The organism is Delftia lacustris (genome assembly GCF_040267515.1).
In the GTDB taxonomy this organism is placed as follows: domain Bacteria; phylum Pseudomonadota; class Gammaproteobacteria; order Burkholderiales; family Burkholderiaceae_C; genus Comamonas; species Comamonas tsuruhatensis.
On sequence record NZ_CP141274.1, the window covers coordinates 6015514 to 6042307 of the forward strand.

A 26794-nucleotide genomic window follows, 5' to 3' on the forward strand; every position below is an offset into this window, starting at 1 on the left:
CCGCGTCAGGCAGGACAGAGGACCCGCCCCCTGCCATGCAGGGCGCGGGCATGCGACGGTCAGGCCGTGCCGCCCACCGTCAGGCCGTCGATGCGCAGCGTAGGCTGACCCACGCCCACGGGCACGCTCTGGCCTTCCTTGCCGCAGGTACCCACACCGCTGTCCAGGCGCATGTCGTTGCCGATCATGGTGATGTGCTTGAGCGATTCCGGGCCGCTGCCCACGATGGTCGCGCCCTTGACGGGGTACTGGATCTTGCCGTTCTCGACCCAATAGGCCTCGCTGGCGGAGAACACGAACTTGCCGCTGGTGATGTCGACCTGACCGCCGCCGAAGTTGGTGGCGTACAGGCCCTTCTTGATCGAGGCCACGATTTCCTGCGGATCCTTGTCGCCACCTAGCATGTAGGTGTTGGTCATGCGCGGCATGGGGATGTGGGCATAGCTTTCGCGGCGGCCGTTGCCCGTGGGCTTGACGCCCATCAGGCGGGCGTTCATTGCGTCCTGGATGTAGCCCTTGAGGATGCCGTCCTCGATCAGCACATTGCTCTGGCTGGTGCAGCCCTCGTCATCGACGTTGAGCGAACCGCGGCGATCGGCCAGCGTGCCGTCGTCCAGCACGGTGACGCCCTTGGCCGCCACGCGCTGGCCGATGCGGCCGCTGAAGGCGCTGGCGCCCTTGCGGTTGAAGTCGCCTTCCAGGCCATGGCCCACGGCTTCGTGCAGCAGCACGCCGGGCCAGCCGGGGCCAAGCACCACGGTCATTTCGCCTGCCGGCGCGGGGCGCGACTGCAGGTTGGTGAGGGCCGCGCTCACGGCTTCGTCCACATATTGCGTGATCTGCTCATCGCTGAAATAGGCCAGGCCAAAACGGCCACCGCCGCCGGCAGAGCCCACCTCACGCCGACCCTTTTGCTCGGCGATCACGGTGACGGAAAGACGCACCAGCGGCCGCACGTCGGCAGCCAACGTGCCATCGGCGCGGGCGACCAGCACCACGTCGTACTCGCTGGCCAGGCCGGCCATGACCTGGACGACACGCGGGTCCTTGGCGCGGGCCAGGGTTTCGACCTTGCCCAGCAGCTCGACCTTGGCCGTGCTGTCCAGCGTGGCAATGGGATCCAGCCCCGGATACAGCGAGCGGCTTTGCGCGATCTTGGACGCGTTGGCGCGCACGCGCTTGCTCTGGGCCGCGCCCGAGATGGAGCGCACGGTGCGTGCCGCATCCAGCAGGGAGGCTTCGGAAATATCGTCGGAATAGGCAAAGGCCGTCTTCTCGCCGCTGACCGCCCGCACGCCCACACCCTGGTCGATGCTGAAGCTGCCGGTTTTGACGATGCCCTCTTCCAGGCTCCAGCCTTCGGCGCGGGTGTACTGGAAGTAGAGGTCGGCGTCGTCGACCTGGTGGCTGCGGATCTCGGCCAGTGCGCGCGCGAGATGGGTTTCATCGAGCCCGAAGGGCTCAAGCAGCAACTGGCGCGCTGTGGCCAGGCGTTCAATGGTGGGTTCGCGGGAGATCATTCGCCCATTGTAGAGAGCCGGCCATGCCCTCGCCGTGCAACGGGGGCAGCCAACGGCTCATGGGCCTGCAAAAAAGAACGGAATGCCGCCCCACCAGGCTGAGCGGCATTCCGTAGGCATGCATCCGCGTGGATGGCGAACATGCTGGCCCATGTCCGCGCTTGCTTTGTAGCGCGCCTCGGCGTCTGTGGCAAGTGCACGGTCATCCCGCAGATGTTATGGAAACAGGAGCATGCCAGTCTCATGCAGGCTTGGCTTGCTCGCCAAATCATGGAAAGAAACGGAGCTTTCCGGCAGCAGGCATCCAGACTATTTGACATTTGCAGGCGCCTTGGGCGCCGCAAACTGGTGTTCAGAGTGGGCCGCCGCCCTCGCCCGGCAGTTGCCGCTGCGAACGCGCCACCGACATCAGCACCCCCAGCGCCAGCCCCAGCGTGACCATGGCCGTGCCGCCGTAGCTGATGAAGGGAAGCGGCACGCCGACCACGGGCAGGATGCCGCTGACCATGCCCATGTTCACGAAGGCATAGGTGAAGAAGATCATGGCCACGGCCGCCGCCATGAGCCGCGCGAACAGCGTGTTGGCCTGGATGGCGATGGCCAGCCCGCGCCAGACCAGCAGCAGGAAGGAGACGATGATGAACAGGTTGCCGACCAGGCCGAACTCCTCGGAATAGGCGGCGAAGATGAAGTCGGTCGTGCGCTCGGGAATGAACTCCAGGTGGGTTTGCGTGCCTGCCATGAATCCCTTGCCCCAGACGCCACCGGAGCCGATGGCGATCATGCCCTGGATGATGTGGAACCCCTTGCCCAGGGGGTCGCGCGTGGGGTCCAGCAGGGTGCAGACCCGGGTCTGCTGGTATTCATGCAGCACGGGCCAGCGCACGCCGTCGGCGCACAGCTGGGGTTCGTACCAGACGATGAGGGTGATGCCGATCACACCGGCCAGCACGGGCGGAACGATGAGTTTCCAGGGCAGGCCCGCGAAGAAGATCACCGACAGGCCGGCCGCCATCACCAGCAGCGAGGTCCCCAGGTCGGGCTGCTTCATGATCAGCCCGACAGGCACCATGAGCAGCACCATGGCGATCACGAAGTCCGTGCCGCGCAGCTGGCCCTCGCGGCGCTGGAACCACCAGGCCAGCATCAGCGGCGTGGCGATCTTCAGCAGCTCGCTGGGCTGGATCACCACACCCACGTTGACCCAGCGCTGAGCCCCCTTCTTGGTGATGCCGAACAGCGCCACCGCCACCAGCAGCGCCACGCCCAGCATGTACAGCGGCACGGCCACCTTCATGAGCTGCTGGGGGGGAATCTGGGCCACGACAAAGAGGATGGCCGCCGCGATCAGCATGTTGCGCCCGTGGTCGGTGAAGCGCGTGCCGTGGTCGAAGCCCGAGGAGTACATGGCGATCAGCCCCGCCGACGCCAGCATGCCCACGAACAGCAGCAACCAGAAGTCAAAGCCCCGCAGCAGCGGGGCAACACGTTGCCAGAGGGAGGGCTTGTCGAATTCGGTCACGGGGATGGTCGGTCGCGGGCACGGGCCGCCATTATCCCGTGGCGCATGCGGCCTAGCCCGGCGCAGGGTTGCCCACGGAGGCGGTTGTCATCCAGCTGTCGGCCCGGGCCTTCCCTGCTGGGCGCCACCCGCCGCAGCGGCCACAATGGGCCATGAGCCGTCCGGGCCGCATCCGGCGCCCGGCCCCAGCAACGCAAAGGAGAGCGCCCGCCATGACCACCACCCATTTGCTGTATCTGCACGGCTTTCGCTCCTCACCCCAATCCACCAAGGCCCGGCGCATGGCCGAACGTGTGGCCACGCGCCATCCCCATGTGCGCTGGTGGAGCCCGCAATTGCCGCCATCCCCGCGCGAGGCGGCCGCCCTGATTGCCGACGGCATAGGCAGCTGGCCGCGAGAGACCATGGCCGTGATCGGCTCCTCGCTGGGCGGCTACTACGCCAGCTGGGTGGCCCAGCTGGCGCGCTGCCGCAGCGTGATGATCAACCCGGCCGTGAACCCGGCGCGCGATCTTGAAAAGTACATTGGCGAGCAGACGTCCTGGCACAACCCCGAGGAACGCTTTTTCTTTCGCCGCGAGTACATGGAAGAGCTGCGCGCGCTGGACACGCGCTCCATGACACCGGCCGCGCCCGAGATGCTGCTGGCGGCCGAGGGCGACGAAGTTCTGGACTGGCGCGAGATGAGCGCGCGCTACCCGCATGCGCTGCAGATCATCCAGGAAGGCGGCGATCACGCGCTGAGCAACTTCGAGGAGTACCTGCCCCAGCTCGACGAGTTCCTGAATCTGGCCTGATGCCGCACACGCCTGCGCGGCAGCTGCCAGCCGCAGCGTGGGAGAATATCGGGCTATGCACGCATTGTTTGAAGAAGCCGGCAAGTTCCTGGCCGGCCGCATCCTCTCCGAAGCCGACACCTCCGCCCAGGTGGAACTGGACTCGGGCAAACGGGTCAAGGTCAAGTCCGCCAACATCCTGCTCAAGTTCGACAAGCCGGCGCCTGCCGAGCTGATCGCCCAGGGCCAGGCAATGGCCGCCGAGATCGATCTGGACCTGGCCTGGGAATTCGCCCCCGAGGAGGAATTCGGCTTCGCCGACCTGGCACGCGACTATTTCTCGGACAATGCCACGCTGGCCCAGCAGGCCGGCGCGCTGTTTCGCATCTACGAGGCGCCGCACTACTTTCGCCGCGCCGGCAAGGGCCGCTTCAAAAAGGCGCCGGCCGAAATCCTGCAACAGGCGCTGGCCGGCATAGAGAAGAAAAAGCAGATCCAGGCCCAGATCACGGCCTGGGCCGAGCAGCTGGGCGCCGGCGAATGCCCCGGCCCCATACGCGAACAGCTCTACAAGATCCTGTTCCGCCCCGACAAGAACGCCGCCGAATACAAGGCCGTGGTCGAGGCCAGCCGCGCCACGCGCCTGGCACCGCTGGATCTGCTGCACAGGGCCGGCGCCATTGAATCGGCCTACGAATTCCACTGGAAGCGCTTCCTCTTCGACCACTTCCCCAAGGGCACGCAATTTCCGCCGCTGGAGGCGCCCCAGCCTCCGGCAGAGCTGCCGCTGGCCGATGTCCAGGCGTTTTCCATCGACGACTCGGCCACCACCGAGATCGACGACGCGCTGTCGGTGCGCGGCCTGGGCACGGGCACGGTCACCGTGGGCATCCACATCGCGGCCCCCGGCCTGGCCATCGTGCCGGGCACGCCGCTGGACCAGCTCGGCCGCTCGCGCCTGTCCACCGTCTACATGCCCGGCTACAAGATCACCATGCTGCCCGACGAGGTGGTGCAGATCTACACGCTGGACGAAGGCCGCGCCAACCCCGCCGTGTCGCTGTACGTCACCGTGGACGAGACCACGCTGGAAACCACGGCCAGCGAGACGCGCCTGGAACGCGTGCCCGTGCAGGTCAACTTCCGCCATGACAAGCTGGACCACATCGTCACCGAGCAGTGGCTGGCCGACCCGTCCATCGAGGTCGAGGGCACGCCCGAAGTGCTGCAGGGCAAGCGCGCCGAACTGACGTTCCTGCAGCGCTGGGCCAGGCACCTGAAGGCCGGGCGCGAACTGGTGCGGGGCAAGCCCGAGAACTTCAACCGTCCCGACTACAACTTCCGCTTGGTGGGCAACGGCAGCGCCGAGCCCCGCGGCAACGAGCAGGTCGAGATCACCGTGCGCAAGCGCGGCGCACCGCTGGACCTGATCGTGGCAGAGGCCGCCATCGTGGCCAACAGCACCTGGGGCGGCTGGATGGCCGATCTGGGCGTGCCCGGCATCTACCGCAGCCAGGCCAGCCTGGCCCCCGGCATCAAGGTGCGCATGTCCACCAAGGCGCTTCCCCATGCGGGCATCGGCGTCAAGAGCTATGCCTGGGCCACCTCGCCGCTGCGCCGCTATGTGGACCTGGTCAACCAGTGGCAGATCATTGCCTGCGCGCGCCACGGCAAGACCGCCGCACTGGCGGCGCCGTTCAAGCCCAAGGATGCCGAGCTGTTCGGCATCATCAGCAGCTTTGACGGCGCCTACAGCGCCTACAACGGCTACCAGGCAGGCATGGAGCGCTTCTGGACGCTCAAGTACCTGCAGCAGAACGCCATCACCGAGCTGACGGCCACCGTCATCAAGGAAGGCATGGGCGGCGGCCTGCTGGTGCGCGCCGACGACCTGCCGCTGGTCTTCCCCGTGCTGGGCGTCACCGGCCTGCCGCGCGGTGCCCATGTGCGCGTGCGCCTGGGCGAGATCGACGAGATCGCGCTCGATGTCTCGGGCACGCTGATCGAGCGCCTGGACAGCGACGCCGCCGCTGCCGACGATGGAGCGGAGGACGACGAGGAGGCCGTGGCCGGCCCCATCGCCATCGCCGTGGACATGAACGAGACCGACGGCACGCCCGCGGCCGATCCTGCCCAGCCCTGATCTGCCCGCGCCCCTGCCTCGCATCCAAGCCACTGCCTTAGATCTGACGTGAAACTGCCTACCGCCTTCCGTTCCCTGAGTACGCTGCAGTTGGCACTGGGTGTCTCCATTGCCCTGCATGCCGGGTTGCTCTCGTTCCGGTTCATCGATCCAGAACGCTTCGACCGCGTGTTCCAGGACACGCCGCTGGAAGTCATCCTGGTCAATGCCCGCGCCAACGAGCAGCCCGACAAGGCGCAGGCCATCGCGCAGACCTCGCTGGCCGGCGGCGGCGAAGCCGACAAGGGCCGGGCCTCCAGCCCCATGCCCTACTCGGCGCTCACCGCCGTGGGCGACGACTTCGAGGAACGCCAGCGCCAGATCGACTCCATGCAGGAGCAGCAGACCGTCTTGCTGACGCAGTTGCGCAAGCAGGTCGCGGCCCTGCCGCCGCTGGACCCGCGCGAGGCGGCAAAGCAGACCAAGGAGCAGCAGGCCCAGCAGGAAAAGCGCCAGCAGCTGGTCAAGCTGCTGGCCGAGATCGAAAAACGCATCAACGAAGAAAACGCCCGCCCCAAGAAGCGCTATATCAGCCCGTCCACGCGCGAGGCCGTCTACGCCATCTACTACGACGGCCTGCGCCGCAAGGTCGAGGACAAGGGCACGGAGAACTTTCCCGAGCAGGCCGGCAAGAAGCTCTATGGCGAGCTGGTCATGATCCTCACCGTCAACCACGACGGCCGCGTGCTGTCCACCGAGATCGTGCAGGGCTCGGGCAACCGCCTGCTGGACACCCGCGCCGAAGCCATCGCGCGTGCGGCCGGCCCCTTCGGCCACTTCGGCCCCGCCATGCGCGCCAAGGCCGACCAGATCGCCGTGGTCTCGCGCTTCAAGTTCACGCGTGAGCAGACGCTGCAGACCACGGTCCAGTAGCCCAGTAGCGCCCCGCCCTCTTCGCACTCCATTTTTTCGACATGACTTCCGTTGCCGCCACCTCCTCCGACCGCTACTGCGTCATGGGCAACCCCGTCGCGCACAGCCGTTCGCCCTGGATCCATGCCCGCTTTGCCGAACTGTGCGGGCAGGACCTGCACTACGAGCGCCAGCATGTGGAGCTGGATGGCTTTGCCGAGGCCGTGCGCGCCTTCGTCACGGCAGGCGGACGCGGCTGCAATGTCACCGTACCCTTCAAGCTGGAAGCCGCACAGCTGGCCACCACCTCCAGCGAGCGCGTGCAACTGGCCGGCGCCGCCAACACCCTGGTGCTGGCGGCGGACGGCGTCCATGCCGACAACACCGACGGCCTGGGCCTGGTGGCCGACATCGTGCGCAATGCAGGCGTGCCGCTGGCCGGACGCGACCTGCTGCTGCTGGGCGCGGGTGGCGCCGCAGCCGGCGCACTGGGCTCGCTGCTTGCCGAGCGCCCGCGCCGCATCGCCGTGGTCAACCGCACCTTCGAGCGCGCCCAGGCCCTGGTGCAGCGCCATGCCGCCATTGCCGCGCAACATGGCGTGGAACTGGTGGCGCTGGAGCAGCAGGCCGTGGATGAGGATTTCGACGTGGTCATCAACGCCACCGCCAGCAGCCTGGCCGGTGCCGAGGTGCCCGTGCCGGCCCGCGTGCTGCGCACTGGCAGCTTGGCCTACGACATGATGTACGGCCCCGCGGCCCAGGGCTTCATGCAGTGGGCCGAACAGCACGGCGCCACGGCCCGCGACGGGCTGGGCATGCTGGTGGAGCAGGCGGCCGAATCGTTTGCGCTGTGGCGCGGCGTGCGCCCGCCCTCGGCCCAGGTGCTGAACGAGCTGCGCGCCCATATTGCTCAAGGCGGCTGAGCGCTTCATGAAATCCCTGGCACGCGCCCTGCTGCTGGTGCTGTGCGCCGGCCTGCTGCTGCAGCTGTTCTTCGTGCTGCGCATTGCGCTGATGGTGGTGGTCGATCCCGAGTCCACAGCCTTCCAGCGCTCCGAAGCCTGGCAGATGCTGCGCAGCTCCGAAGGCCTGCACTGGAGCCAGCAATGGCTGCCCTATGACCGCATCGCGCCCACGCTCAAGCGCGCCGTCATTGCCTCCGAAGACGACAGCTTCACCGAACACCACGGGGTGCAATGGGAAGCCATCGAGAAAGCCTGGCAGCGCAACCAGCGCGCCGAAGCCCGGGCCATGAAGGCCGACAACGGCAAGGCGCCCAAGATCTATGGCGGCTCCACCATCACGCAGCAGCTGGCCAAGAACCTGCTGCTGTCGGGCGAACGCAGCCTGCTGCGCAAGGGGCAGGAACTGGTGCTGACCCAACTGCTGGAACTGATGCTGAGCAAGCAGCGCATCCTGGAGATCTACCTCAACAGCGTGGAATGGGGCCAGGGCGTGTTCGGCGCCGAGGCGGCCGCTCGCCACTACTTTCGCAAGAGCGCCTCCCAGCTCAGCGCCGCCGAGGCCGCGCGCCTGGCCGTGATGCTGCCCCAGCCCAAGCGCTTCGAGAAGCTGCCCAACTCCGGCTATCTGCTGCAGCGCACGCGCACGGTCATGCAGAGAATGCCCAGCGCCGTCGTCCCCTGAACAGCTACATTCACCCCATGCGCATCCTTGGAATCGACCCCGGTCTGCAGACCACGGGATTCGGCGTGATCGACGTCGACGGCCACCGCCTGGCCTATGTGGCCAGCGGCACCATCCGCACCACGGGCATCGCGCTCGGCGACCTGCCGGGCCGGCTCAAGCTGCTGTTCGACGGCATCTCGGAAGTCGCCAGCCGCTACCAGCCCGACACCTCGGCCGTGGAAATCGTCTTCGTCAACGTCAATCCCCAGTCCACCCTGCTGCTGGGCCAGGCACGCGGCGCCGCGCTCACGGCCCTGGTCAACGCCGGCCTGCCGGTGGCCGAGTACACGGCACTGCAGATGAAGAAGGCCATGACCGGCCATGGCCGCGCGGCCAAGAGCCAGATCCAGGAAATGGTGCGCCGCCTGCTGCAACTGCCCGGCCTACCCGGCACCGATGCCGCCGACGCCCTGGGCCTGGCCATCACCCACGCCCATGCAGGCGCCGCCATGACGAAGATGGCCGAGGTCACGCAGCTGCAGCGCCGCCAGCATGCGGTCTATAAGGGCGGCAGGGTCTACTAAGCTCCCTGTGTCGCCCCGTTGCAAAAAACTGGCGGCACCCAAAGCGAGAGATGCCGAGCAAGAGCCGCCTCGCGGCGATGGCATCGTCCCCCTCCCTTGCGAAGCAAGTAGAGAGGGGGAAGGCGCGCAGCGCCTCAGGGGGTGCTTCTATCTCAGACGATGCGTCCAAAGAACAGCACGGCGAAGAAGGTCACGCCGGCAATCACGGTCCACTTGAGGATGATGAAGCCCCAGCGCTTGTAGCGGGGCTGGCCCGTGCCCAGGTAGAACGCAAAGGACACGGCTGATGCCAGCAGCAGCACGGTGGCCAGCCAGCGGAAGATCAGCATGGCGGCGCCCGCCTCACCAGGCCCGCGCGGGCTGGGCGAAGCCCTTGGGCGCCTGGCGCTCGCTGTCGAAGCTGACCAGTTCCCAGGCGTCGGGCTGGGCCAGCAGGGCACGCAGCAGCTGGTTGTTCATGCCGTGGCCCGAGCGGAAGGCGCTGTAGGCGGCCAGCAGGGGCCTGCCGATCAGGTACAGGTCGCCGATGGCGTCCAGGATCTTGTGCTTGGCGAACTCGTCGTCATAGCGCAGGCCGTCGCTGTTGAGCACCTTGTAGTCGTCCATGACGATGGCGTTGTCCATGCCGCCGCCCAGCGCCAGGCCGTGGCTGCGCAGCATTTCCACGTCCTTGGTGAAGCCGAAGGTGCGCGCGCGTGCGATGTCGCGCGTGTAGTTGTCCTCGCCCATGTCGAACTCCACGCACTGGCCGGTGGAGTCCACGGCAGGATGGGCGAAGTCGATCTCGAAGCGCAGCTTGAAGCCGTGGTACGGGTCGAAGCGTGCCCACTTGAGGTTCTGGCCCTCGCCCTCGCGCACCTCGACGGGGCGGATGACGCGGATGAAGCGCTTGGGCGCCTTCTGCAGCTCGATGCCCGCGCTTTGCAGCAGGAATACGAAGGAGGCGGAGGAGCCGTCGAGGATGGGCACTTCCTCGGCGGTGATGTCTATGTAGATGTTGTCGAGCCCGAGGCCGGCGATGGCCGACATCAGGTGCTCCACGGTATGCACCTTGGCGCCGCCCGTGCCGATGGTCGAGGCCATGCGCGTGTCGGTGACGGCTTCGGCGGATATCGGGATGTCCACGGGCTCCGGCAGGTCCACGCGACGGAACACGATGCCGGTGTCGGGCTGCGCGGGACGCAGCGTCAATTCGACGCGCTGGCCGCTGTGCAGACCCACGCCCACGGCACGGGTGATCGTCTTGATGGTGCGTTGTTGGAGCATCCGGCTATTTTAAAGTGCGGCAGCCGTGCGCAGGGCATGGCCCTGGCACGGCATTCGCTATCACAACCATGCAGCGACCGTATCGGCCGCTGCTCAGTCAGCCTGCTTGCGCAGGAAGGCCGGGATTTCCAGATCGTCCATGCCGCCGGAGGCCAGGGCATCGACGCGGGCAGCGGCCTGCGTGCGGTTGGTACGCCAGACGCTGGGCACCGACATGTTGTTGGCATAGTCGGCGCCGCCAGCGGCACCGCCGACCAGGCCGCCGGCTGCCGTTGCGGCACCCATGGAGGCCGAAGGCAGCTGGTAGCTCATGTTGTCGGTACCGGTGCGCAGGCCGCCCTGCACCACCTGCATGTTCTGGCGGCGTGCGCTGGGGCGCGACAGGCCGGTGGCCACCACGGTGACGCGGATTTCGTCACCCAGGCTGTCGTCGTAGGCAGCGCCGTAGATCACATGCGCATCGGGCGAGGCGTAGGCATTGATGGTGCTCATGGCCAGGCGCGACTCGGACAGCTTGAGGCTGCCCTTGGCGGCCGTGACCAGCACCAGCACGCCCTTGGCGCCCGACAGGTCGATGCCCTCCAGCAGCGGGCAGGCCACGGCCTGCTCGGCAGCGATGCGCGCGCGGTCGGGGCCAGCGGCCTTGGCCGTGCCCATCATGGCCTTGCCGGGTTCGCCCATGACGGTGCGCACGTCTTCGAAGTCGACGTTCACATGGCCGTACTCGTTGATGATTTCGGCAATGCCGCCCACGGCGTTCTTGAGAACGTCGTTGGCATGGGCAAAGGCCTCGTCCTGCGAGATGTCGTCGCCCAGCACGTCCAGCAGCTTCTCGTTGAGCACGACGATCAGCGAATCGACGTTGGCTTCGAGTTCGCTCAGGCCGCTGTCGGCGTTGGCCATGCGTCGGCCTCCTTCCCACTCGAAGGGCTTGGTGACCACGCCCACGGTGAGGATGCCCATTTCCTTGGCCACGCGCGCGATCACGGGCGCAGCGCCCGTGCCCGTGCCGCCGCCCATGCCGGCTGTGATGAACAGCATGTGCGCGCCTTCGATGGCAGTGCGGATGTCGTCCTCGGCCAGCTCGGCGGCTTCGCGGCCCTTGTCGGGCTTGCTGCCCGCACCCAGGCCGCTGCCACCGAGCTGGATGGTGCGGTGGGCGCTGCTGCGCAGCAGCGCCTGCGCGTCGGTGTTGGCGCAGACGAACTCCACGCCCTGCACGTTGCGCGCAATCATGTGCTCGACGGCATTGCCGCCGCCGCCGCCAACGCCGATCACCTTGATCTGCGTACCCTGGTTGAATTCTTCAACTTCAATCATGTCGATGGGCATGTTGGTTCTCCTGTAGCTCTCTGTAAGTGGTCACCACCGTCTGGGGAAAATTCTGTCTTCTGTCCGGTATTCGGAAGCCGGTGGGCGGGCCGGTAATGCGCAGTCGATGAAAGCACATATCAAAAGTTCCCCACGATGAAGTCTTTGAAACGGCCAAAAGCGGTCTTCATCGACCCACTCTTTTGTGCCACCTTGAAACCGCGCAGGCGAGCCAGGCGGGCCTCTTCGAGCAATCCCATCACGGTGGCGGCGCGGGGTTGAGCCACCATGTCAGCCAATGCGCTCGAATACTTGGGGATGCCGCGGCGCACGGGCTTGAGGAAGATGTCCTCGCCCAGTTCCACCATGCCCGGCATGACGGCGCTGCCGCCGGTCAGCACGATGCCCGAGGACAGCACTTCCTCGTAGCCTGAATCGCGCACCACCTGCTGCACCAAAGAAAAGATCTCTTCCACGCGCGGCTCGATCACGCCGGCCAGCGCCTGCTTGCTGATCATGCGCGGGCTGCGGTCGCCCAGGCCCGGCACTTCGACCTGGGCGTCGGGGTCGGCCAGCAGCTGCTTGGCATAGCCGCTTTCGACCTTGATGTCCTCGGCGTCCTTGGTGGGCGTGCGCAGCGCCATGGCGATGTCGCTGGTGATCAGGTCGCCCGCGATGGGAATCACGGCCGTGTGCCGGATGGCACCGCCCGTGAAGATGGCCACGTCGGTGGCGCCCGCGCCGATATCGACCACGGCCACGCCCAGCTCGCGCTCGTCATCGGTGAGCACGGCCTGGCTCGATGCCAGCGGGTTGAGCAGCAGCTGCTCGACCTCCAGGCCGCAGCGGCGCACGCACTTGATGATGTTCTCGGCCGCGCTCTGCGCGCCCGTGACGATGTGGATCTTGGCCTCCAGGCGGATGCCGCTCATGCCGATGGGCTCGCGCACTTCCTGGCCGTCGATCACGAATTCCTGCGGCTCGACCAGCAGCAGCCGCTGGTCCGAGGAGATGTTGATGGCCTTGGCCGTCTCCATCACCCGCGCCACGTCGGTGGCCGTGACTTCCTTGTCCTTGATGGCCACCATGCCGCTGGAGTTCAGGCCGCGGATGTGGCTGCCGGTGATGCCGGTGCACACGCGCTGGATCTTGCAGTCGGCCATCAGCTCGGCCTCCTTCAGCGCCTGCTGGATGCTCTGCACCGTGGCGTCGATGTTGACCACCACGCCCCGCTTGAGTCCGTTGCTCGGGGCCACGCCGAGGCCTGCGAGCTTGAGTTCGCCGTTGTACAGGACCTCGGCGACCACGACCATGACCTTGGCCGTGCCGATGTCCAGTCCGACGATCACATCTTTGTATTCTCTTGCCATATCAGCATCCGCCCCCGGTTGGTTCTGTCCTGTCGCTGTGTCGCTGCTTGGTGTGCATGTACATAGGTCTGTCCTCCCTCGTCTTCAGCGTCGGGGACGCACTGCAGCCGGCGCCTTGGCCGTGCCGGTGGTCACACCGCGCAGCCTCAGCGCATATCCGTCTTCGTAGCGCAGGTCGGCCGACTCGATGGCGTCGGCCTTGCGCTTGTATTGGGTCGTGATCTGGGGCAGCGTGCGCACGAAGCGCTGCACGCGCTGCAGCACGGCCTCCACGCTGCCGCCACCCAGTTCGATCTGTGCGTCGTTGGCCAGCCTGAGCTGCCAGCTGCCGCGCGCATTGAGCGTCAGCCCGTCGATCTCCACATCCAGCGGCCCCAGCGCCGGCACCAGCAGCCGGTACATCTGCAGCATCTGCGGGGCGCTGTCCTCGGGGCCCTGCAGGCGCGGCAGGCCGTCGCGGTCCAGCTCGCCCAGGTTGGCCTCGAAGACCTCGCCGAAGCTGTTGACCAGGCCGGTGCCCGAATCAGGCCCCCAGAAGGCCTCGGCCACATGCTCGTGCAGGATGACGCGCAGGCTGTTGGGATAGTCGCGGCGCACCTGCGCCTCGCGCACCCAGGGCACCTGCTCGAACGCCGCCTTGGCGGCCTTGAGATCCACGGTGAAAAAGTTGCCCGTGAGCACCGGCGCCACATTGGCGCGCAGCGTCACCGCGTTGTTGTGCACCAGCTCGCCCTCGACCACGATGCGGCCGATGTTGAAGGCCGGATGGCGCAGCGCCCACCAGCTCACCGCTGCCAGCCCCAGCGCAGCCACGCCCACGAACAGGACCGTGGCGGTCACGTTCATGAGCTTGACGTCGAAGGGGGCCGGCAGGGAGTAGCTCATGCGTGCTCCTGCTCCGGTTGCGCGTCCAGCGCGGCGCTGGCCAGGATGCCCAGGCACAGGTTTTCGTAGCTCACGCCGATGGCGCGGGCCGACATGGGCACCAGCGAGTGGCCCGTCATGCCCGGCGAGGTGTTGATCTCCAGCAGGAAGGGCTTGCGGTCGCTGGCGCGGATCATGATGTCGGCGCGCGACCAGCCGCGGCAGCCCAGCGTGCGGAAGGCCCGCACGACGATGCGCCGGATCTCGGCCTCTTCCTCGGCAGGCAGGCCGCTGGGGCAGTGGTACTGGGTGTCGTCGGTGAAGTACTTGTTCTGGTAGTCGTAGTTGCCTTCGGGCGCGACGATGCGGATCACGGGCAGGGCGTGGGCGCCCTCGCCGGTTCCGAGCACGGGGCAGGTGGTCTCGTCGCCTTCGATGAACTCTTCGCAGAGCACTTCGGGGTCGTACCGGGAGGCCAGCACATAGGCCTGCTCGCATTCCTCGGCTGTCCAGACCTTGGTCAGGCCGATGGTCGAGCCCTCGCGCGAGGGCTTGACGATCATGGGCGCGCCCAGCGCCTGCAGCGCGGCGCGGGTCTCGTCGGCGCTGGCGACCAGCCGCCAGTCGGGTGTGGGCAGACCCTCGAAGCGCCAGATGCGCTTGGTCATGATCTTGTCCATGGCGATGCTGGATGCCATCACGCCGGGGCCCGTGTACGGGATGCCCAGCAGCTCCAGCGCGCCCTGCACCGTGCCGTCCTCACCGTAGCGGCCATGCAGCGCGATGAAGCAGCGGTCGAAACCGTCCTTCTTCAACTCGCCCAGGTCCCGCTCGGCGGGGTCGAAGGCATGGGCATCCACGCCCTGCGACAGCAGGGCCTTGAGCACGCCCGTGCCCGACATCAGCGAGACCTCGCGCTCGGCCGAGCGGCCGCCCAACAGCACGGCCACCTTGCCCAGGGCCTTGACATCGATCTGGGTGCCGAAGCTGCTCATTGCGCAGCTCCCTGCTGCGCCTGCAGCTCTTGTTTCTGAAGCATTTCAACCAACTTTCCGGGCACGGCGCCAATCGAGCCGGCCCCCATGCACAACAGCACGTCGCCATCGCGGGCGTGGGCGGCCAGGGCCGCCGGCAGCTCGGCAACGTCTTCCACAAAGACCGGCTCGACCCGGCCGGCCACGCGCAGGGCGCGCGCCAACGAGCGGCCATCGGCCGCCACCACCGGCGCCTCGCCGGCCGCATAGACCTCGGTCAGCAGCACGGCATCGGCCAGGCCGATGACCTTGACGAAATCCTCGAAGCAATCGCGCGTGCGGCTGTAGCGGTGCGGCTGGAAGGCCAGCACCAGGCGGCGGCCCGGGAAGGCGCCGCGCGCAGCAGCCAGCGTGGCCGCCATCTCGACAGGGTGGTGCCCGTAGTCGTCGATGACGGTGAAGATGCCACCGTCCGCTGCAGGGAGTTCGCCATAGCGCTGGAAGCGCCGGCCCACGCCCTTGAAGCTTTCGAAGGCGCGCAGCAGCGCCTCGTCGGCAATCTCCAGCTCCATGGCGACGGCCACGGCCGACAGCGCGTTGAGCACGTTGTGCTCGCCCGGCAGGCTCAGCACCACGTCCAGGTCGGGATAGCTTTGGCCGTTGCTGCGGCGCACCGTGAAATGCATGCGGCCGGCCTCGGCGCGCACGTTGAGGGCGCGCACCTGGGCGTCCTCGGCAAAGCCGTAGGTGGTCACGGGGCGGGCCACCTGGGACAGGATCTCGCGCACGGCCGGGCTGTCCACGCAGACGATGGCGCGGCCGTAGAACGGCATGCGGTGCAGAAAGTCGACGAAGGCGCCCTTGAGCCGGCCGAAGTCATGGCCGTAGGTTTCCATGTGGTCGGCGTCGATGTTGGTGACGACGGCCATCACGGGCAGCAGGTTCAGGAAGGAGGCGTCGGACTCGTCCGCCTCGACCACGATGTAGTCGCCCTGGCCCAGCTTGGCGTTGGCGCCCGCGCTGTTGAGCTTGCCGCCGATGACGAAGGTCGGGTCCAGCCCGGCCTCGGCCAGCACGCTGGTCACCAGGCTGGTGGTCGTGGTCTTGCCGTGGGCTCCTGCGATGGCGATGCCCTGCTTGAAGCGCATCAGCTCGGCCAGCATGAGTGCACGCGGCACGACGGGGATCTTGTGCGTGCGCGCAGCGACCACCTCGGGGTTGTCGGACTGCACGGCGGTGGAGGTGACGACGGCGTCAGCCCCTTCGATGTGCGCGGCGGCATGGCCGACGTGGGTGGCAATGCCCAGGCCTGCGAGCCGGCGCAGCGTGGCGCTGTCGGACAGGTCCGAGCCCGAGACGGCGTAACCCAGGTTGTGCAGCACCTCGGCGATGCCGCTCATTCCGGCGCCGCCGATGCCGACGAAATGGATGTGATGAATGGCGTGCTTCATGCGGCCAGTTCCTCACAGGCGGCGACCACCTCGGCGGTGGCTTCGGTCTTTTGCATTTTCTTGGCTTTTCCAGCGCGCTCCAGCAGCGTCGCACGCTGCATATTTTGTAGCATTTCGGCCAGGCTTTGGGCAGTCAGTGCGCTTTGTTGCATCAACCATCCACCACCGGCATCGACCAGGAAACGCGCGTTCGCGGTCTGGTGGTCGTCCACGGCGGCCGGGAAAGGCACATAGATGGCGGCTGCGCCCACGGCCGCGATCTCGGTGACCGTGCTGGCACCGGCGCGGCAGACGATGACATCGGCCTCGGCAAAGGCGCGCGCCGTATCGTCGATGAAGGGCGTCAGCTCGGCCTGCACGCCTGCCGCCGCGTAGTTGGCGCGCAGGGCGTCGATCTGTGCGGCGCCGCTTTGGTGGAGCACGACGGGGCGCACATCGGCCGGAATCAGGGCCAGCGCCTGCGGCACGATCTCGTTGAGCGCCTTGGCGCCCAGGCTGCCGCCCACCACCAGCAGGCGCAGCGGACCGCTGCGGCCCGCAAAGCGCTGCTCGGGCGCGGGCTGCTCGGTGAAGGCCTGGCGCAAGGGGTTGCCGACCCAGCGGCCCTTGGGGAACACGTTGGGGAAGGCGGTGAAGATGCGGTGGGAGACGCTGGCCAGCACCTTGTTGGCCATGCCGGCCACGGAGTTCTGCTCATGCAGCACCAGGGGCTTGCCGGCCAGCACGGCCATCATTCCACCGGGGAAGCTGATGTAGCCGCCCAGGCCCACGACCACGTCGGGCTTGACGCGGCGCACCACGGCCAGCGCCTGCCAGAAGGCACGCAGCAGGCGCATGGGCAAAAAGGCCAGGGTCATGATGCCCTTGCCGCGCACGCCCGAGAACTCGATGGTCTCCAGCGGGAAGCCCTGGGCCGGCACGATGCGCGACTCCATGGAGCCGGGGGCGCCCAGCCAGCGCACGTTCCAGCCGCGCTCGCGCAGCGCCTGGGCCACGGCCAGGCCCGGGAAGATATGGCCGCCCGTGCCGCCGGCCATGATCAGGGCCGTGCGCTGGCGTTGCGTGCCTTGAGAGGTGGACTGCGTCATGCATGCCCTCCCTTCATCAGCAACTTGTTCTCGTAGTCCACCCTTAACACCACCGCTATCGCTATCAGATTCATGAGGATGGCCGACCCGCCGAAGCTCATCAGGGGCAGCGTCAGTCCCTTGGTCGGCAGCGCGCCCAGGTTCACGCCCATGTTGATGAAGGCCTGGAAGCCCATCCAGATCGCAATGCCCTCGGCCACCAGGCCGGAGAACACCCGGTCCAGCGCAATGGCCTGCCGCCCTATGAGCATGATGCGGCGCGTGAGCCACAGGAAGGTGACGGCGATCAGGAGCACGCCGACCAGGCCGAATTCCTCGCCGATCACGGCCAGCAGAAAGTCGGTGTGCGCCTCGGGCAGCCAGTGCAGCTTTTCGACGCTGCGGCCCAGGCCCACGCCGAAGATCTCGCCGCGCCCGATGGCGATCAACGCATGCGACAGCTGGTAGCCCTTGCCCAGGGCATGCTTTTCATCCCAGGGATTGAGGTAGGCAAAGATGCGCTCGCGCCGCCATTCGGAGGTGGCGATGATGAGCACGAAGGCCAGCACCACCAGGGCCGCGATCAGGAAGAACATGCGCGCGTTCACGCCGCCCAGGAACAGGATGCCCATGGCGATCACCACGATCACCATGAAGGCGCCCATGTCGGGCTCGGCCAGCAGCAGCACCCCGACCAGCACCACGGCCAGCCCCATGGGCAGCACGGCGCGGAAGAAGCGCTCCTTGACCTCCATCTTGCGCACCATGTAGTCGGCCGCATAGATGAGCACGGCGAACTTGGCCAGCTCGGACGGCTGGAAGTTCATGATGCCCAGGGACAGCCAGCGCCGCGCGCCGTTGACCACGGTGCCCACGTGCGGGATCAGCACGGCCACCAGCAGGACCAGGGACACCAGGAAGAGCTTGCGCGCCATGCGCTCCCAGGTGGCCATGGACACCTGGAAGGCCAGCAGCGCGCCGACGAAGGCCATGCCTATGGACATGGCATGGCGCATCAGGAAATGGGTGGGCGCGATCTTGCCGAAGCGCGGATTGTCCGGCATGGCGATCGATGCCGAATACACCATGACCAGGCTCCAGGCCAGCAGGCCTATGACCACCCAGATCAGGGCCTGGTCCAGGCCGAGCACGCTGGCCGGCGTCTGCGTGGGCCGGTGGTACTGGGGACCGCCCAGGCGCACGGGCAGCACGTCGATGGCCTTTTCCTGCGCGCCTCCGAACCAGGAGCGCATGCGGCCCAGGGCCTGGTTCATGGCGTTCATCGCGCTCATGCAGCACCTCCGAGTTCATGCCCGGCATCCAGCGCCAGCGCGCGCACGGCATCGACGAACTGGTGGGCCCGGTCCTCGTAGTTGCGGAACATGTCCAGGCTGGCGCAGGCGGGCGACAGCAGCACGGCGTCGCCTTCATGGGCGCGCGAGGCGGCCAACTCCACGGCATCGGCCATGGTGGTGGCATCGACCAGGGGCACGCCGCAGTCCTGCAGCGCAGCGCGGATGCGGCCCGCGTCGCGGCCGATCAGCACGGCGGCGCGCACGTGGCGCGACACAGGTGCGGCCAGCGGAGAGAAATCCTGGCCCTTGCCGTCACCGCCCAGGATGACCACGATGCGGTGGTCAGGCCCCAGGCCCGACAGCGCGGCCACGGTGGCGCCCACGTTCGTGCCCTTGCTGTCGTCGTAGTACTCCACGCCGTTGACGCGGCCGATGGGCTGGACGCGGTGCGGCTCGCCCCGGTACTCGCGCAGGCCGTAGAGCAGGGGCGCCAGCGTGCAGCCGCCCGCGCTGGCCAGGGCCAGGGCGGACAGGGCATTGATGGCGTTGTGCCGGCCGCGGATGCGCAGCGCGTCGGCGGGCATCAGGCGCTGGATGTACAGGTCTTCGGCGTTCTTGCCCTTGGCGGTTTCGTCGGCCTCATGGGCGCGCACCAGCCACGTCATGCCGCTGACCACTTCCAGACCGAAGTCGCCGGGGCGGCGCGGCATGTCGCCGCCGAAGGTGATGTGGGCGCGCTGCTGGGGCTTTTGGCGCTTGCCCGGCGGCACCACGGGTGCCGGCAGCATGCGCATGACCTCGGGGTCCTCGCGGTTGAGCACCATGATGCCGCTGCTGCCGAAGATACAGGCCTTGGCATCGGCATAGGCGCGCAGGCTGCCGTGCCAGTCCAGGTGGTCCTGGGTGATATTGAGGACGGCGGCGGCCGTGGGCTCGAACATCTGCACGCCGTCGAGCTGGAAGCTGGACAGCTCCAGCACCCAGGCCTGGGGCAGCGTTTCGGCATCGATGGCCTGGGTCAGCGTGTCCAGCAGCGTGGGGCCGATATTGCCCGCCACCGCCACGCGCAGGCCGGCATGCTCCAGCAGTTGCCCGGTCAGCGAGGTGACCGTGGTCTTGCCATTGGTTCCGGTAATGCCCAGCACGGTGGGACGGTAGCCATGGGCTGCGGCCAGGGCCTTGAGCGCCATGGCGAAGAGATCGAGTTCGCCGCCCACGGGCAGGCCCTGGGCCCGGGCCGTGTCGACCACGGGCGCCACGGCGGCCGGGCTCAGGCCGGGCGAGCGGTAGACCAGCCCCAGGCTCTGGCCGTCCACCAGCTGGGCCGTGAAATCTCCGGGCACGAAGCGCGCCTGGGGCAGTTCGGCGGACAGCTGTTGCAGCTGGGGCGGCGCCTGGCGCGTATCGGCCACGATGACTTCGGCGCCGCAGCGCACGCACCAGCGCGCCATGGCCAGGCCCGAGGCGCCCAGGCCCAGGATGAGCACGCGCTGGCCCTGCAGGTGCTGGGCCTGCTCGCCGGGCCAGCCGGCAGCCACGGGTGGCAGTACCTGTTCGGCTTCAACCACCTCTTCGGTGGCGACCGGGGTGACCTCGGCGTCGGAGGAATCCGAGATGCTGGGGTCGGCAAAGATCTGGGCCACGAAGGCAGCGGCATCCCTGGCTGCCGTCAGCGTGGAGATGTCGGGCACAGGCTCGGTCATCGCCGCAGGGGCCGGGGCTGCCTCAAGCCCAAGCGCCTGCGAAGGCTCCGCAGCCAGCGGCTGCTCTGCGCCTTGCGGCGCCGCAACCGGCGAATCGTCCAGGACCGGATCCGCGACCGGCTCGTCCGCCCGCTCGCCGGCAGACTCCGAGGCAAAGTCGGCCCCCTTGGCCAGTTCGGCATGCAGCGCCGGGACAGCGGGCTCGCCAGCCGGCAGCGCAGGAGGTTCGGTCTTGAAGTCTTCGGTGTTCATGGACTCACCTCAGCTTCAGCGTGGACAGGCCCAGCAGGCACAGCAGCATGGTGATGATCCAGAAGCGGATCACGACCTGGGTTTCCTTCCAGCCGCTCTTCTCGAAATGGTGGTGCAGCGGCGCCATCTTGAGCAGGCGACGGCCTTCGCCATAGCGCTTCTTGGTGAACTTGAACCAGGTGACCTGCAGCATCACCGACAGCGCCTCGACCACGAAGATGCCGCCCATGATGGCCAGCACGATTTCCTGGCGAACGATCACGGCGATGGTGCCCAGCGAAGCGCCCAGCGCCAGCGCGCCCACGTCGCCCATGAAGACCTGGGCCGGATGGGCGTTGAACCACAGAAAGGCCAGACCCGCTCCGGCCATGGCCGCGCAATACACCAGCAGCTCGCCCGAGCCCGGAATGTGCGGGAACAGCAGGTACTTGGCGTAGCCGGCGTTGCCGGTCACATAGGCAAAGATGCCCAGGGCCGAGCCCACCATGATCACAGGCATGATGGCCAGGCCGTCCAGGCCATCGGTCAGGTTCACCGCATTGCTGGCGCCCACGATGACCAGGTAGGTCATGACCACGAAGCCGAGCACGCCCAGCGGGTAGCTGACTTCCTTGAAGAAGGGAACAAGCAGGCCGGCCTTGGGCGGCAGGTCCAGCGAAAAGCCCGACTGCACCCAGGTCACGAACAGCTCGAAGACCTGGGCATTGGTGTTCTCCGAAATGCAGAACACCAGGTAGAGCGCGGCCAGCAGTCCGATGACGGACTGCCAGAAATACTTCTCGCCCGAGCGCATGCCCTCGGGGTCCTTGTTGACCACCTTGCGCCAGTCATCGACCCAACCGATGGTGCCGAAGCCCAGGGTGACCAGCAGCACGATCCAGACGAAGCGGTTGGACAGGTCGAACCACAGCAGCGTGGACACGGCGATGGACAGCAGGATCAGCGCCCCGCCCATGGTGGGCGTGCCGCTCTTGGCCAGATGGGTTTCCATGCCGTAGCCGCGCACGGGCTGGCCGATCTTGAGCGAGGTCAGCATGCGGATCAGGCGCGGCCCGGCCAGCAGGCCGATGACCAGGGCCGTGAGCGCGGCCATCACGGCGCGCATCGTGAGGTACTGGAAGACGCGCAGAAAGCCGAACTCGGGGGACAGGCCCTGCAGCCATTGGGACAGCATCAGCAGCATGCGGCCTCCTTCTTGCAACCGTCATCCTTGCCGGCCGCCTCGACCGCCTGAACCACCTGCTCCATCTTCATGAACCTCGAACCCTTGACCAGAATGCTACCCACCTCGGGCAGCGCGGCACAGGCTGCCTGTTGCAGCGAGGCCATGTCTTCGAAATGCCGGGCACCTGCACCGAATGCGGTGGCGGCGGATGTGCTTTGCGCGCCCAGCGTGAACAGCCGGGCAATGCCCAGGCTGCGCGCCAGCGCGCCCGCCTCGGCATGGAATTGCGGCCCCTGGTCGCCGACCTCGCCCATGTCGCCCAGCACCAGCAGTTGGGGAGCGGGCAGTTCGCGCAGCACCTCGATGGCCGCGGCCACCGAATCGGGATTGGCGTTGTAGCTGTCGTCGATCACGGTGACTGGGCGGCCTTGCACCGAAACGCTCAGCGCGCGCGAGCGGCCCTGCACGGGCTCGAACACGCTCAGGCCGCGTGCGATGTCGGCCAGCGGCACGCCGGCCGCCTGGGCGCAGGCCGCTGCGGCCAGCGCATTGCGCACGTTGTGGCGGCCGGCGATGTGCAGGCGCACCGGCGCCTCGCCCTCGGGCGTGGCCAGGGTGAACTGCCAGGCATCGCCCAGCCACAGCGCGTCACGCGCGTGGATATGGGCGCCGTCGCCAGACTCGCCGAACAACAGGCATTGGCGGGCGCCCGCCAGCTCACGCCACAGCGGCGTGTAGGTGTCGCCTGCGGGGAACACGGCCACGCCGTCGGCGGGCAGGGCCAGCAGCACGCTGCCGTTTTCGCGCGCCACGGCCTCGACCGTGTGCATGAATTCCTGGTGCTCGCGCTGGGCGTTGTTGACCAGGGCCACCGTGGGTTGGCCGATGGCGGCCAGCTCGGCAATCTCGCCGGGATGGTTCATGCCCATCTCCAGCACGGCCACGCGGTGCTGGCCGGTCATGCGCATCAGGCTCAGCGGCAGGCCGATGGAGTTGTTGAAGTTGCCGCGCGTGGCCAGCGCCGCCTCGCCCGCATGGGCACGCAGGATGGAGGCCACCATCTGCGTGACCGTGGTCTTGCCGTTGCTGCCGGTGACGGCGATCAGCGGCAGCGCAAAGCGCGCGCGCCAGGCCGTGGCCAGCGCGCCCAGGGCGGCCAGCGAATCGGGCACTTCGATGCCGGACAGGCCTGCAGCCTCCAGGCCGCCATGGGCCAGGGCTGCGGCGGCACCGGCCTCGCGGGCCTGGACCAGGAACTGGTTGGCATCGAAACGCTCGCCCTTCAAGGCGACGAACAGATCCCCGGCCTGCAGCGTGCGGGTGTCGGTGTGCACGCGCGTGAGCACGGTCTGGCCGTTGCCGACCAGCCGTGCCTGGGGGATATGCGACTGGATCAGCTCCAGCGCTTGTTGCAAGGTCATCATGACCGCTTCTTTCCTTCACGGGCCGCCAGCGCCTTGCGCGCCTCGGCCATGTCGGAGAACGGATGGCGCTGGCCTGCCGTCTCCTGGTAGTCCTCATGTCCCTTGCCGGCGATCAGCACCACGTCGCGTTCGCTGGCGTGCGCGATCGCCTGGGCGATGGCCGCCGCGCGATCGGCCTGGGACTGCAGGTTCTCGCCCGGCTGCATGCCGGCCAGGATCTGGTCGATGATGCGGTCGGGCACTTCGCTGCGCGGGTTGTCGCTGGTGACCAGCACGCAGTCGGCATTCTTCTGGGCGGCCTGCCCCATGAGCGGCCGCTTGGTGGCATCGCGGTCTCCACCGCAACCGAACACGCACCACAGCCGGCCCTGGCGCTGCTCGGCGGCCGGGCGCAAGGCGCGCAGGGCCTTGTCCAGCGCGTCAGGCGTGTGGGCGTAGTCCACGGCCACCAGCGGCTGGCCGGGCTGGACGATCTGCTGCATGCGGCCGGGCACGGGCTCCAGGTGGGCGCAGGCAGCGACGGCCTGGTCCAGGCTCAGGCCCAGGCAGCGCAGCGCTGCCAGCACACCCAGCAGGTTGGATACGTTGTACTGGCCCACCATGCGCGTGTGCATGCGCAGGCTGTGGCCGGCCTCGATCACGGTGAAGCTCAGGCCCTCGGCGCCCAGCGCGATGTCCTTGGCCTGCAGGCGCGCCGCGCCCTCGATGGAAATGCTCCAGACATCGAGCGCGGCAGAGGATGCGCGCGACTGCAGCGTGGCCCACAGGCGCGCGCCGTGCGCGTCGTCCACATTGACGACGGCGGCCTGCAGGCCGGGCCAGTCGAACAGCGCGGCCTTGGCATCCCAGTAGGCCTGCATGCTGCCGTGGTAGTCGAGATGGTCCTGCGTGAAATTGGTGAACATCGCCACGCGGATGCGCGTGCCGTCCAGCCGGTGCTCGACGATGCCGATGGACGAGGCCTCGATGGCGCAGGCCGCCAGGCCCGCATCGGCGTACTCGCGGAATGCGCGTTGCAGCCGCACCGGGTCGGGCGTGGTCATGCCCGTGGATTCCAGGGCGGGCGGGATGCCCACGCCCAGCGTGCCCACCAGGGCGCAGCCGCTGCGTTCCTGCAGCTTCACCTGGGCCAGCGCATGCGCCAGCCACCAGGCCGTGGTGGTCTTTCCGTTGGTGCCGGTGACGGCCAGCACGTCGATCCGGGCGCTGGGATGCTGGAACCACTGGTCGGCGATCAGGCCCGTGGCGGCCTTGAGGCCAGGCAAGGCCGCGATGTGCTCGCCGGAAAAACCGAAGGGCTCGACGCCCTGCGCTTCGACCAGGCAGGCCACGGCGCCGCGCTCCAGGGCCGAGGCCACATGGGCGCGGCCATCGGTGGCCGCGCCGGGCCAGGCAATGAAGGCATCGCCGGGCCGGACCTTGCGGCTGTCGGTCTGCAGCGTGCCGCTGCCTTGCAGGCGGGCGGCCAGCCATTGGACAGCCTCGGTGGCCGTGGACAGCACCCGCAGGGCTTGGGAGGAACTCATAGCGAGGGCTCCTCCACGGGGTTGGCGACGATCAAGGGCTTGACTTCCATATCGGGCTGCACGCCCATCAGGCGCAGCGTCTGCTGCACCACTTCGCTGAACACGGGTGCCGCCACGGTGCCGCCGTAGATGGTGCCGGCACTGGGCTCGTCCACCATCACGGCGACGATGATGCGCGGGTTCTCGATGGGCGCCATGCCCGTGAACCAGGCGCGGTACTTGCCGGCGGCATAGCCCTTGCCCTGCTGCTTGCGGGCCGTGCCCGACTTGCCGCCCACCGAGTAGCCGATGGTCTGGGCGCGCTGGCCCGTGCCGCCGGGGCCGGCCGCCAGGGCCAGCATCTTGCGCACCTCGTTGGCCGTGCGCGGAGAGAACACGGGCACGCCCACGGGCGGCTCGTCGGTCTTGACCATGGTGGCCGGGATCACGCGCCCGCCGTTGGCAAAGACGGTGTAGCTGCGCGTCATCTGCAGCAGGCTGGCGGACAGGCCGTAGCCATAGCCCATGGTGGCCTGCTCCACCGGCCTCCAGGTCTTGTAGGGACGCAGGCGACCGCTGGCGGCGCCGGGGAAGGAGATCTGCGGCTTCTGGCCGAAGCCCACGGCCGAGAAGGTTTCCCACATTTCCTTGGCCGGCATCTGCAGCGCGATCTTGGTCGTGCCCACGTTACTGGACTTCTGGATCACGCCGGCCACGGTGAGCAGGCCGTAGTTGTGGGTGTCGGAAATCGTCGAGCCCGTGACGTTGACGCGGCCCGGCGTGGTGTCGATGGGCGTTTCCGGCTTGAAGCGGCCCGACTCCAGCGCCAGGCCGATGGTGATGGGCTTCATGGTCGAGCCGGGCTCGAAGGTGTCGGTGATGGCGCGGTTGCGCAGCTGCTCGCCCGTCAGGTTCTTGCGCTTGTCGGGCACGTAGCTGGGGTAGTTGGCCAGGGCCAGCAATTCGCCGGTGTGCGCATCCATGACCACCACGCTGCCCGCCTTGGCCTTGTGCGCGATGACCTGCTCCTTGAGCTTCTGGTAGGCGAAGTACTGGACCTTGCTGTCCACGGACAGCTGGATGTCTCGGCCGTCCTGAGGCGGCACTTCCTCGCCCACGCCCTCGACCACGCGGCCCAGGCGGTCCTTGATCACGCGGCGCGAGCCGGGCTTGCCACCCAGCTCCTTGTCGAAGGCCAGCTCCATGCCTTCCTGGCCATGGTCTTCCACATTGGTGAAGCCCACGATGTGGGCAGCCGATTCGCCTTCCGGGTACTGGCGCTTGTATTCCTTGCGCTGGTAGATGCCCTTGATGTTGAGGGCATGGATCTGCTGGCCCACGTCCCAGTCGAGCTGGCGCTTGATCCAGACGAAGGTCTTGTCCTCGTCGGCCAGCTTTTCCATCAGCGCGGGCAGCGGCATCTCCATGAGCGCGGCCAGCTGCTTGAGCTTGGCCTTGACCTCGGGGTCGTCCTGCTCGACATCTTCGGGAATGGCCCAGATGCTGGCGGCGGGAACGCTGGAGGCCAGGATCAGTCCATTGCGGTCCAGCAGGCGGCCGCGGTTGGCCGGCAACTCCAGCGTGCGCGCAAAGCGCACCTGGCCCTGGCGCTGGAAGAAGTCGTTGCCGAACACCTGCACATAGGCCGCGCGTGCACCCAGGCCGACAAAGCCCAGGCCCAGCATGGCCACGATCATCTTGCTGCGCCACAGGGGTGTCTTGGACGCCAGCAAGGGGCTGGAGGTGTAGAGCACGCTGCGCGTCATGGAGCCACTCCCGTGCGCGCATCGTCATTGACGTACTGGGCGATGGCCGGCGTCGCCGGCTTCATCTGCAGGCGCTCGCGCGCCATGACCTCGATGCGCTGCGGCGTGGCCTGGGCGCGCTTTTCCACCTGCAGGCGCTGCTGCTCGGTGGCCAGGCGGCGCGATTCGGCCACGGCGCGGTCCAGTTCGGTGAACAGCCGGCGCGACTCGTACTGGTTGTGCACCAGGAAGATGGCGCTGGCCATCACCGCCAGCAGCAGCACGAGGTTCAGGCGCAGCATGCCACGCCCTCCTCTTGCGCCAGACGGTGCGTGCG

General features: G+C 67.8%; 23 protein-coding genes. 6 read left to right on the forward strand and 17 right to left on the reverse strand.

The window, feature by feature from the left end:
- Window positions 1-59: 59 nt before the first annotated feature.
- Window positions 60-1520, reverse strand: a complete 1461-nt coding sequence (tldD, locus tag U6958_RS29035) for a metalloprotease TldD (protein ID WP_017404622.1) — start codon at window positions 1518-1520, stop codon at window positions 60-62.
- A 352-nt stretch (window positions 1521-1872) separates the two neighbouring features.
- Window positions 1873-3042 (reverse strand): rod shape-determining protein RodA, encoded by a 1170-nt coding sequence (gene rodA / locus U6958_RS29040; protein WP_016448017.1) that lies wholly within the window; start codon window positions 3040-3042, stop codon window positions 1873-1875.
- A gap of 212 nt (window positions 3043-3254) precedes the next feature.
- Between rodA and U6958_RS29045 the strand changes: the two genes are divergently transcribed.
- From U6958_RS29045 to ruvC, 6 genes are read left to right on the forward strand one after another with little or no spacing between them, the layout of a single operon-like run.
- Complete coding sequence (locus U6958_RS29045) at window positions 3255-3839, forward strand: YqiA/YcfP family alpha/beta fold hydrolase (RefSeq protein ID WP_074922742.1); 585 nt, start codon at window positions 3255-3257, stop codon at window positions 3837-3839.
- Between the two features lie 55 nt (window positions 3840-3894).
- Window positions 3895-5961, forward strand: coding sequence for a ribonuclease catalytic domain-containing protein (locus tag U6958_RS29050; RefSeq protein ID WP_074922741.1), 2067 nt, complete (start codon window positions 3895-3897; stop codon window positions 5959-5961).
- Window positions 5962-6009: 48 nt separating this feature from the next.
- Window positions 6010-6873: an energy transducer TonB gene (locus tag U6958_RS29055; protein ID WP_016448020.1), complete on the forward strand. Its 864-nt coding sequence runs from the start codon at window positions 6010-6012 to the stop codon at window positions 6871-6873.
- A 41-nt stretch (window positions 6874-6914) separates the two neighbouring features.
- Window positions 6915-7775, forward strand: a complete 861-nt coding sequence (gene aroE / locus U6958_RS29060) for a shikimate dehydrogenase (protein ID WP_074922740.1) — start codon at window positions 6915-6917, stop codon at window positions 7773-7775.
- Between the two features lie 7 nt (window positions 7776-7782).
- The gene (mtgA, locus tag U6958_RS29065; protein WP_016448022.1) at window positions 7783-8499 is read left to right on the forward strand and encodes a monofunctional biosynthetic peptidoglycan transglycosylase; all 717 of its coding nucleotides are present in this window, start codon (window positions 7783-7785) and stop codon (window positions 8497-8499) included.
- Window positions 8500-8516: 17 nt separating this feature from the next.
- A complete protein-coding gene (gene ruvC, locus U6958_RS29070; protein WP_016448023.1) occupies window positions 8517-9065 on the forward strand; it encodes a crossover junction endodeoxyribonuclease RuvC in 549 nt (182 codons plus the stop codon).
- 152 nt (window positions 9066-9217) lie between these two features.
- On the opposite strand, the gene U6958_RS29075 is transcribed toward ruvC, so the two are convergent.
- The 15 genes from U6958_RS29075 to ftsL all read right to left on the reverse strand — a co-directional run bounded on the left by U6958_RS29075 (window position 9218) and on the right by ftsL (window position 26759).
- The gene (locus tag U6958_RS29075) at window positions 9218-9394 is read right to left on the reverse strand and encodes a hypothetical protein (protein WP_016448025.1); all 177 of its coding nucleotides are present in this window, start codon (window positions 9392-9394) and stop codon (window positions 9218-9220) included.
- A 13-nt stretch (window positions 9395-9407) separates the two neighbouring features.
- Entirely contained in the window at window positions 9408-10331 is a 924-nt protein-coding gene (gene lpxC, locus U6958_RS29080; protein ID WP_012203406.1) for a UDP-3-O-acyl-N-acetylglucosamine deacetylase, read from the reverse strand.
- A gap of 93 nt (window positions 10332-10424) precedes the next feature.
- Window positions 10425-11663 (reverse strand): cell division protein FtsZ, encoded by a 1239-nt coding sequence (gene ftsZ / locus U6958_RS29085; protein WP_016448027.1) that lies wholly within the window; start codon window positions 11661-11663, stop codon window positions 10425-10427.
- Window positions 11664-11782: 119 nt separating this feature from the next.
- Complete coding sequence (ftsA, locus tag U6958_RS29090; protein ID WP_012203404.1) at window positions 11783-13012, reverse strand: cell division protein FtsA; 1230 nt, start codon at window positions 13010-13012, stop codon at window positions 11783-11785.
- A gap of 84 nt (window positions 13013-13096) precedes the next feature.
- The gene (locus U6958_RS29095) at window positions 13097-13897 is read right to left on the reverse strand and encodes a cell division protein FtsQ/DivIB (RefSeq protein ID WP_016448028.1); all 801 of its coding nucleotides are present in this window, start codon (window positions 13895-13897) and stop codon (window positions 13097-13099) included.
- The gene (locus U6958_RS29100; protein WP_017404614.1) at window positions 13894-14871 is read right to left on the reverse strand and encodes a D-alanine--D-alanine ligase; all 978 of its coding nucleotides are present in this window, start codon (window positions 14869-14871) and stop codon (window positions 13894-13896) included. Before U6958_RS29100 ends, U6958_RS29095 begins: the two co-directional genes overlap by 4 nt.
- Window positions 14868-16301: a UDP-N-acetylmuramate--L-alanine ligase gene (murC, locus tag U6958_RS29105; protein WP_074922731.1), complete on the reverse strand. Its 1434-nt coding sequence runs from the start codon at window positions 16299-16301 to the stop codon at window positions 14868-14870. The genes U6958_RS29100 and murC overlap by 4 nt, the downstream gene beginning before the upstream one ends.
- Window positions 16298-17389 (reverse strand): undecaprenyldiphospho-muramoylpentapeptide beta-N-acetylglucosaminyltransferase, encoded by a 1092-nt coding sequence (gene murG / locus U6958_RS29110; protein ID WP_016448031.1) that lies wholly within the window; start codon window positions 17387-17389, stop codon window positions 16298-16300. The genes murC and murG overlap by 4 nt, the downstream gene beginning before the upstream one ends.
- Window positions 17386-18651: a putative lipid II flippase FtsW gene (gene ftsW / locus U6958_RS29115; RefSeq protein ID WP_017404612.1), complete on the reverse strand. Its 1266-nt coding sequence runs from the start codon at window positions 18649-18651 to the stop codon at window positions 17386-17388. The genes murG and ftsW overlap by 4 nt, the downstream gene beginning before the upstream one ends.
- A gap of 5 nt (window positions 18652-18656) precedes the next feature.
- Entirely contained in the window at window positions 18657-20618 is a 1962-nt protein-coding gene (murD, locus tag U6958_RS29120) for a UDP-N-acetylmuramoyl-L-alanine--D-glutamate ligase (protein ID WP_074922728.1), read from the reverse strand.
- A 4-nt stretch (window positions 20619-20622) separates the two neighbouring features.
- Window positions 20623-21801 (reverse strand): phospho-N-acetylmuramoyl-pentapeptide-transferase, encoded by a 1179-nt coding sequence (gene mraY, locus U6958_RS29125; protein ID WP_016448034.1) that lies wholly within the window; start codon window positions 21799-21801, stop codon window positions 20623-20625.
- Window positions 21792-23207, reverse strand: a complete 1416-nt coding sequence (murF, locus tag U6958_RS29130) for a UDP-N-acetylmuramoyl-tripeptide--D-alanyl-D-alanine ligase (RefSeq protein ID WP_047217442.1) — start codon at window positions 23205-23207, stop codon at window positions 21792-21794. Before murF ends, mraY begins: the two co-directional genes overlap by 10 nt.
- Window positions 23204-24733, reverse strand: coding sequence for a UDP-N-acetylmuramoyl-L-alanyl-D-glutamate--2,6-diaminopimelate ligase (locus tag U6958_RS29135; protein ID WP_074922725.1), 1530 nt, complete (start codon window positions 24731-24733; stop codon window positions 23204-23206). The genes murF and U6958_RS29135 overlap by 4 nt, the downstream gene beginning before the upstream one ends.
- Window positions 24730-26478: a penicillin-binding protein 2 gene (locus U6958_RS29140; protein WP_013804112.1), complete on the reverse strand. Its 1749-nt coding sequence runs from the start codon at window positions 26476-26478 to the stop codon at window positions 24730-24732. The genes U6958_RS29135 and U6958_RS29140 overlap by 4 nt, the downstream gene beginning before the upstream one ends.
- Entirely contained in the window at window positions 26475-26759 is a 285-nt protein-coding gene (gene ftsL / locus U6958_RS29145) for a cell division protein FtsL (RefSeq protein ID WP_012203393.1), read from the reverse strand. Before ftsL ends, U6958_RS29140 begins: the two co-directional genes overlap by 4 nt.
- Window positions 26760-26794: the final 35 nt, after the last annotated feature.

What these genes read in the sequence shown, in the direction of transcription:
- U6958_RS29075 (WP_016448025.1), bottom strand. Translation starts at nt 9,394, where the DNA reads ATGCTGATCTTCCGCTGGCTGGCCACCGTGCTGCTGCTGGCATCAGCC.
- ftsW (WP_017404612.1), bottom strand. Translation starts at nt 18,651, where the DNA reads ATGAACGCCATGAACCAGGCCCTGGGCCGCATGCGCTCCTGGTTCGGA.
- U6958_RS29135 (WP_074922725.1), bottom strand. Translation starts at nt 24,733, where the DNA reads ATGAGTTCCTCCCAAGCCCTGCGGGTGCTGTCCACGGCCACCGAGGCT.
- ftsL (WP_012203393.1), bottom strand. Translation starts at nt 26,759, where the DNA reads ATGCTGCGCCTGAACCTCGTGCTGCTGCTGGCGGTGATGGCCAGCGCC.
- murD (WP_074922728.1), bottom strand. Translation starts at nt 20,618, where the DNA reads ATGAACACCGAAGACTTCAAGACCGAACCTCCTGCGCTGCCGGCTGGC.
- aroE (WP_074922740.1), top strand. Translation starts at nt 6,915, where the DNA reads ATGACTTCCGTTGCCGCCACCTCCTCCGACCGCTACTGCGTCATGGGC.
- lpxC (WP_012203406.1), bottom strand. Translation starts at nt 10,331, where the DNA reads ATGCTCCAACAACGCACCATCAAGACGATCACCCGTGCCGTGGGCGTG.
- U6958_RS29050 (WP_074922741.1), top strand. Translation starts at nt 3,895, where the DNA reads ATGCACGCATTGTTTGAAGAAGCCGGCAAGTTCCTGGCCGGCCGCATC.
- U6958_RS29100 (WP_017404614.1), bottom strand. Translation starts at nt 14,871, where the DNA reads ATGAGCAGCTTCGGCACCCAGATCGATGTCAAGGCCCTGGGCAAGGTG.
- U6958_RS29045 (WP_074922742.1), top strand. Translation starts at nt 3,255, where the DNA reads ATGACCACCACCCATTTGCTGTATCTGCACGGCTTTCGCTCCTCACCC.
- U6958_RS29140 (WP_013804112.1), bottom strand. Translation starts at nt 26,478, where the DNA reads ATGACGCGCAGCGTGCTCTACACCTCCAGCCCCTTGCTGGCGTCCAAG.
- murG (WP_016448031.1), bottom strand. Translation starts at nt 17,389, where the DNA reads ATGACGCAGTCCACCTCTCAAGGCACGCAACGCCAGCGCACGGCCCTG.
- tldD (WP_017404622.1), bottom strand. Translation starts at nt 1,520, where the DNA reads ATGATCTCCCGCGAACCCACCATTGAACGCCTGGCCACAGCGCGCCAG.
- mtgA (WP_016448022.1), top strand. Translation starts at nt 7,783, where the DNA reads ATGAAATCCCTGGCACGCGCCCTGCTGCTGGTGCTGTGCGCCGGCCTG.
- ftsZ (WP_016448027.1), bottom strand. Translation starts at nt 11,663, where the DNA reads ATGCCCATCGACATGATTGAAGTTGAAGAATTCAACCAGGGTACGCAG.
- murC (WP_074922731.1), bottom strand. Translation starts at nt 16,301, where the DNA reads ATGAAGCACGCCATTCATCACATCCATTTCGTCGGCATCGGCGGCGCC.
- mraY (WP_016448034.1), bottom strand. Translation starts at nt 21,801, where the DNA reads ATGCTGCTGATGCTGTCCCAATGGCTGCAGGGCCTGTCCCCCGAGTTC.
- U6958_RS29095 (WP_016448028.1), bottom strand. Translation starts at nt 13,897, where the DNA reads ATGAGCTACTCCCTGCCGGCCCCCTTCGACGTCAAGCTCATGAACGTG.
- ruvC (WP_016448023.1), top strand. Translation starts at nt 8,517, where the DNA reads ATGCGCATCCTTGGAATCGACCCCGGTCTGCAGACCACGGGATTCGGC.
- murF (WP_047217442.1), bottom strand. Translation starts at nt 23,207, where the DNA reads ATGATGACCTTGCAACAAGCGCTGGAGCTGATCCAGTCGCATATCCCC.
- ftsA (WP_012203404.1), bottom strand. Translation starts at nt 13,012, where the DNA reads ATGGCAAGAGAATACAAAGATGTGATCGTCGGACTGGACATCGGCACG.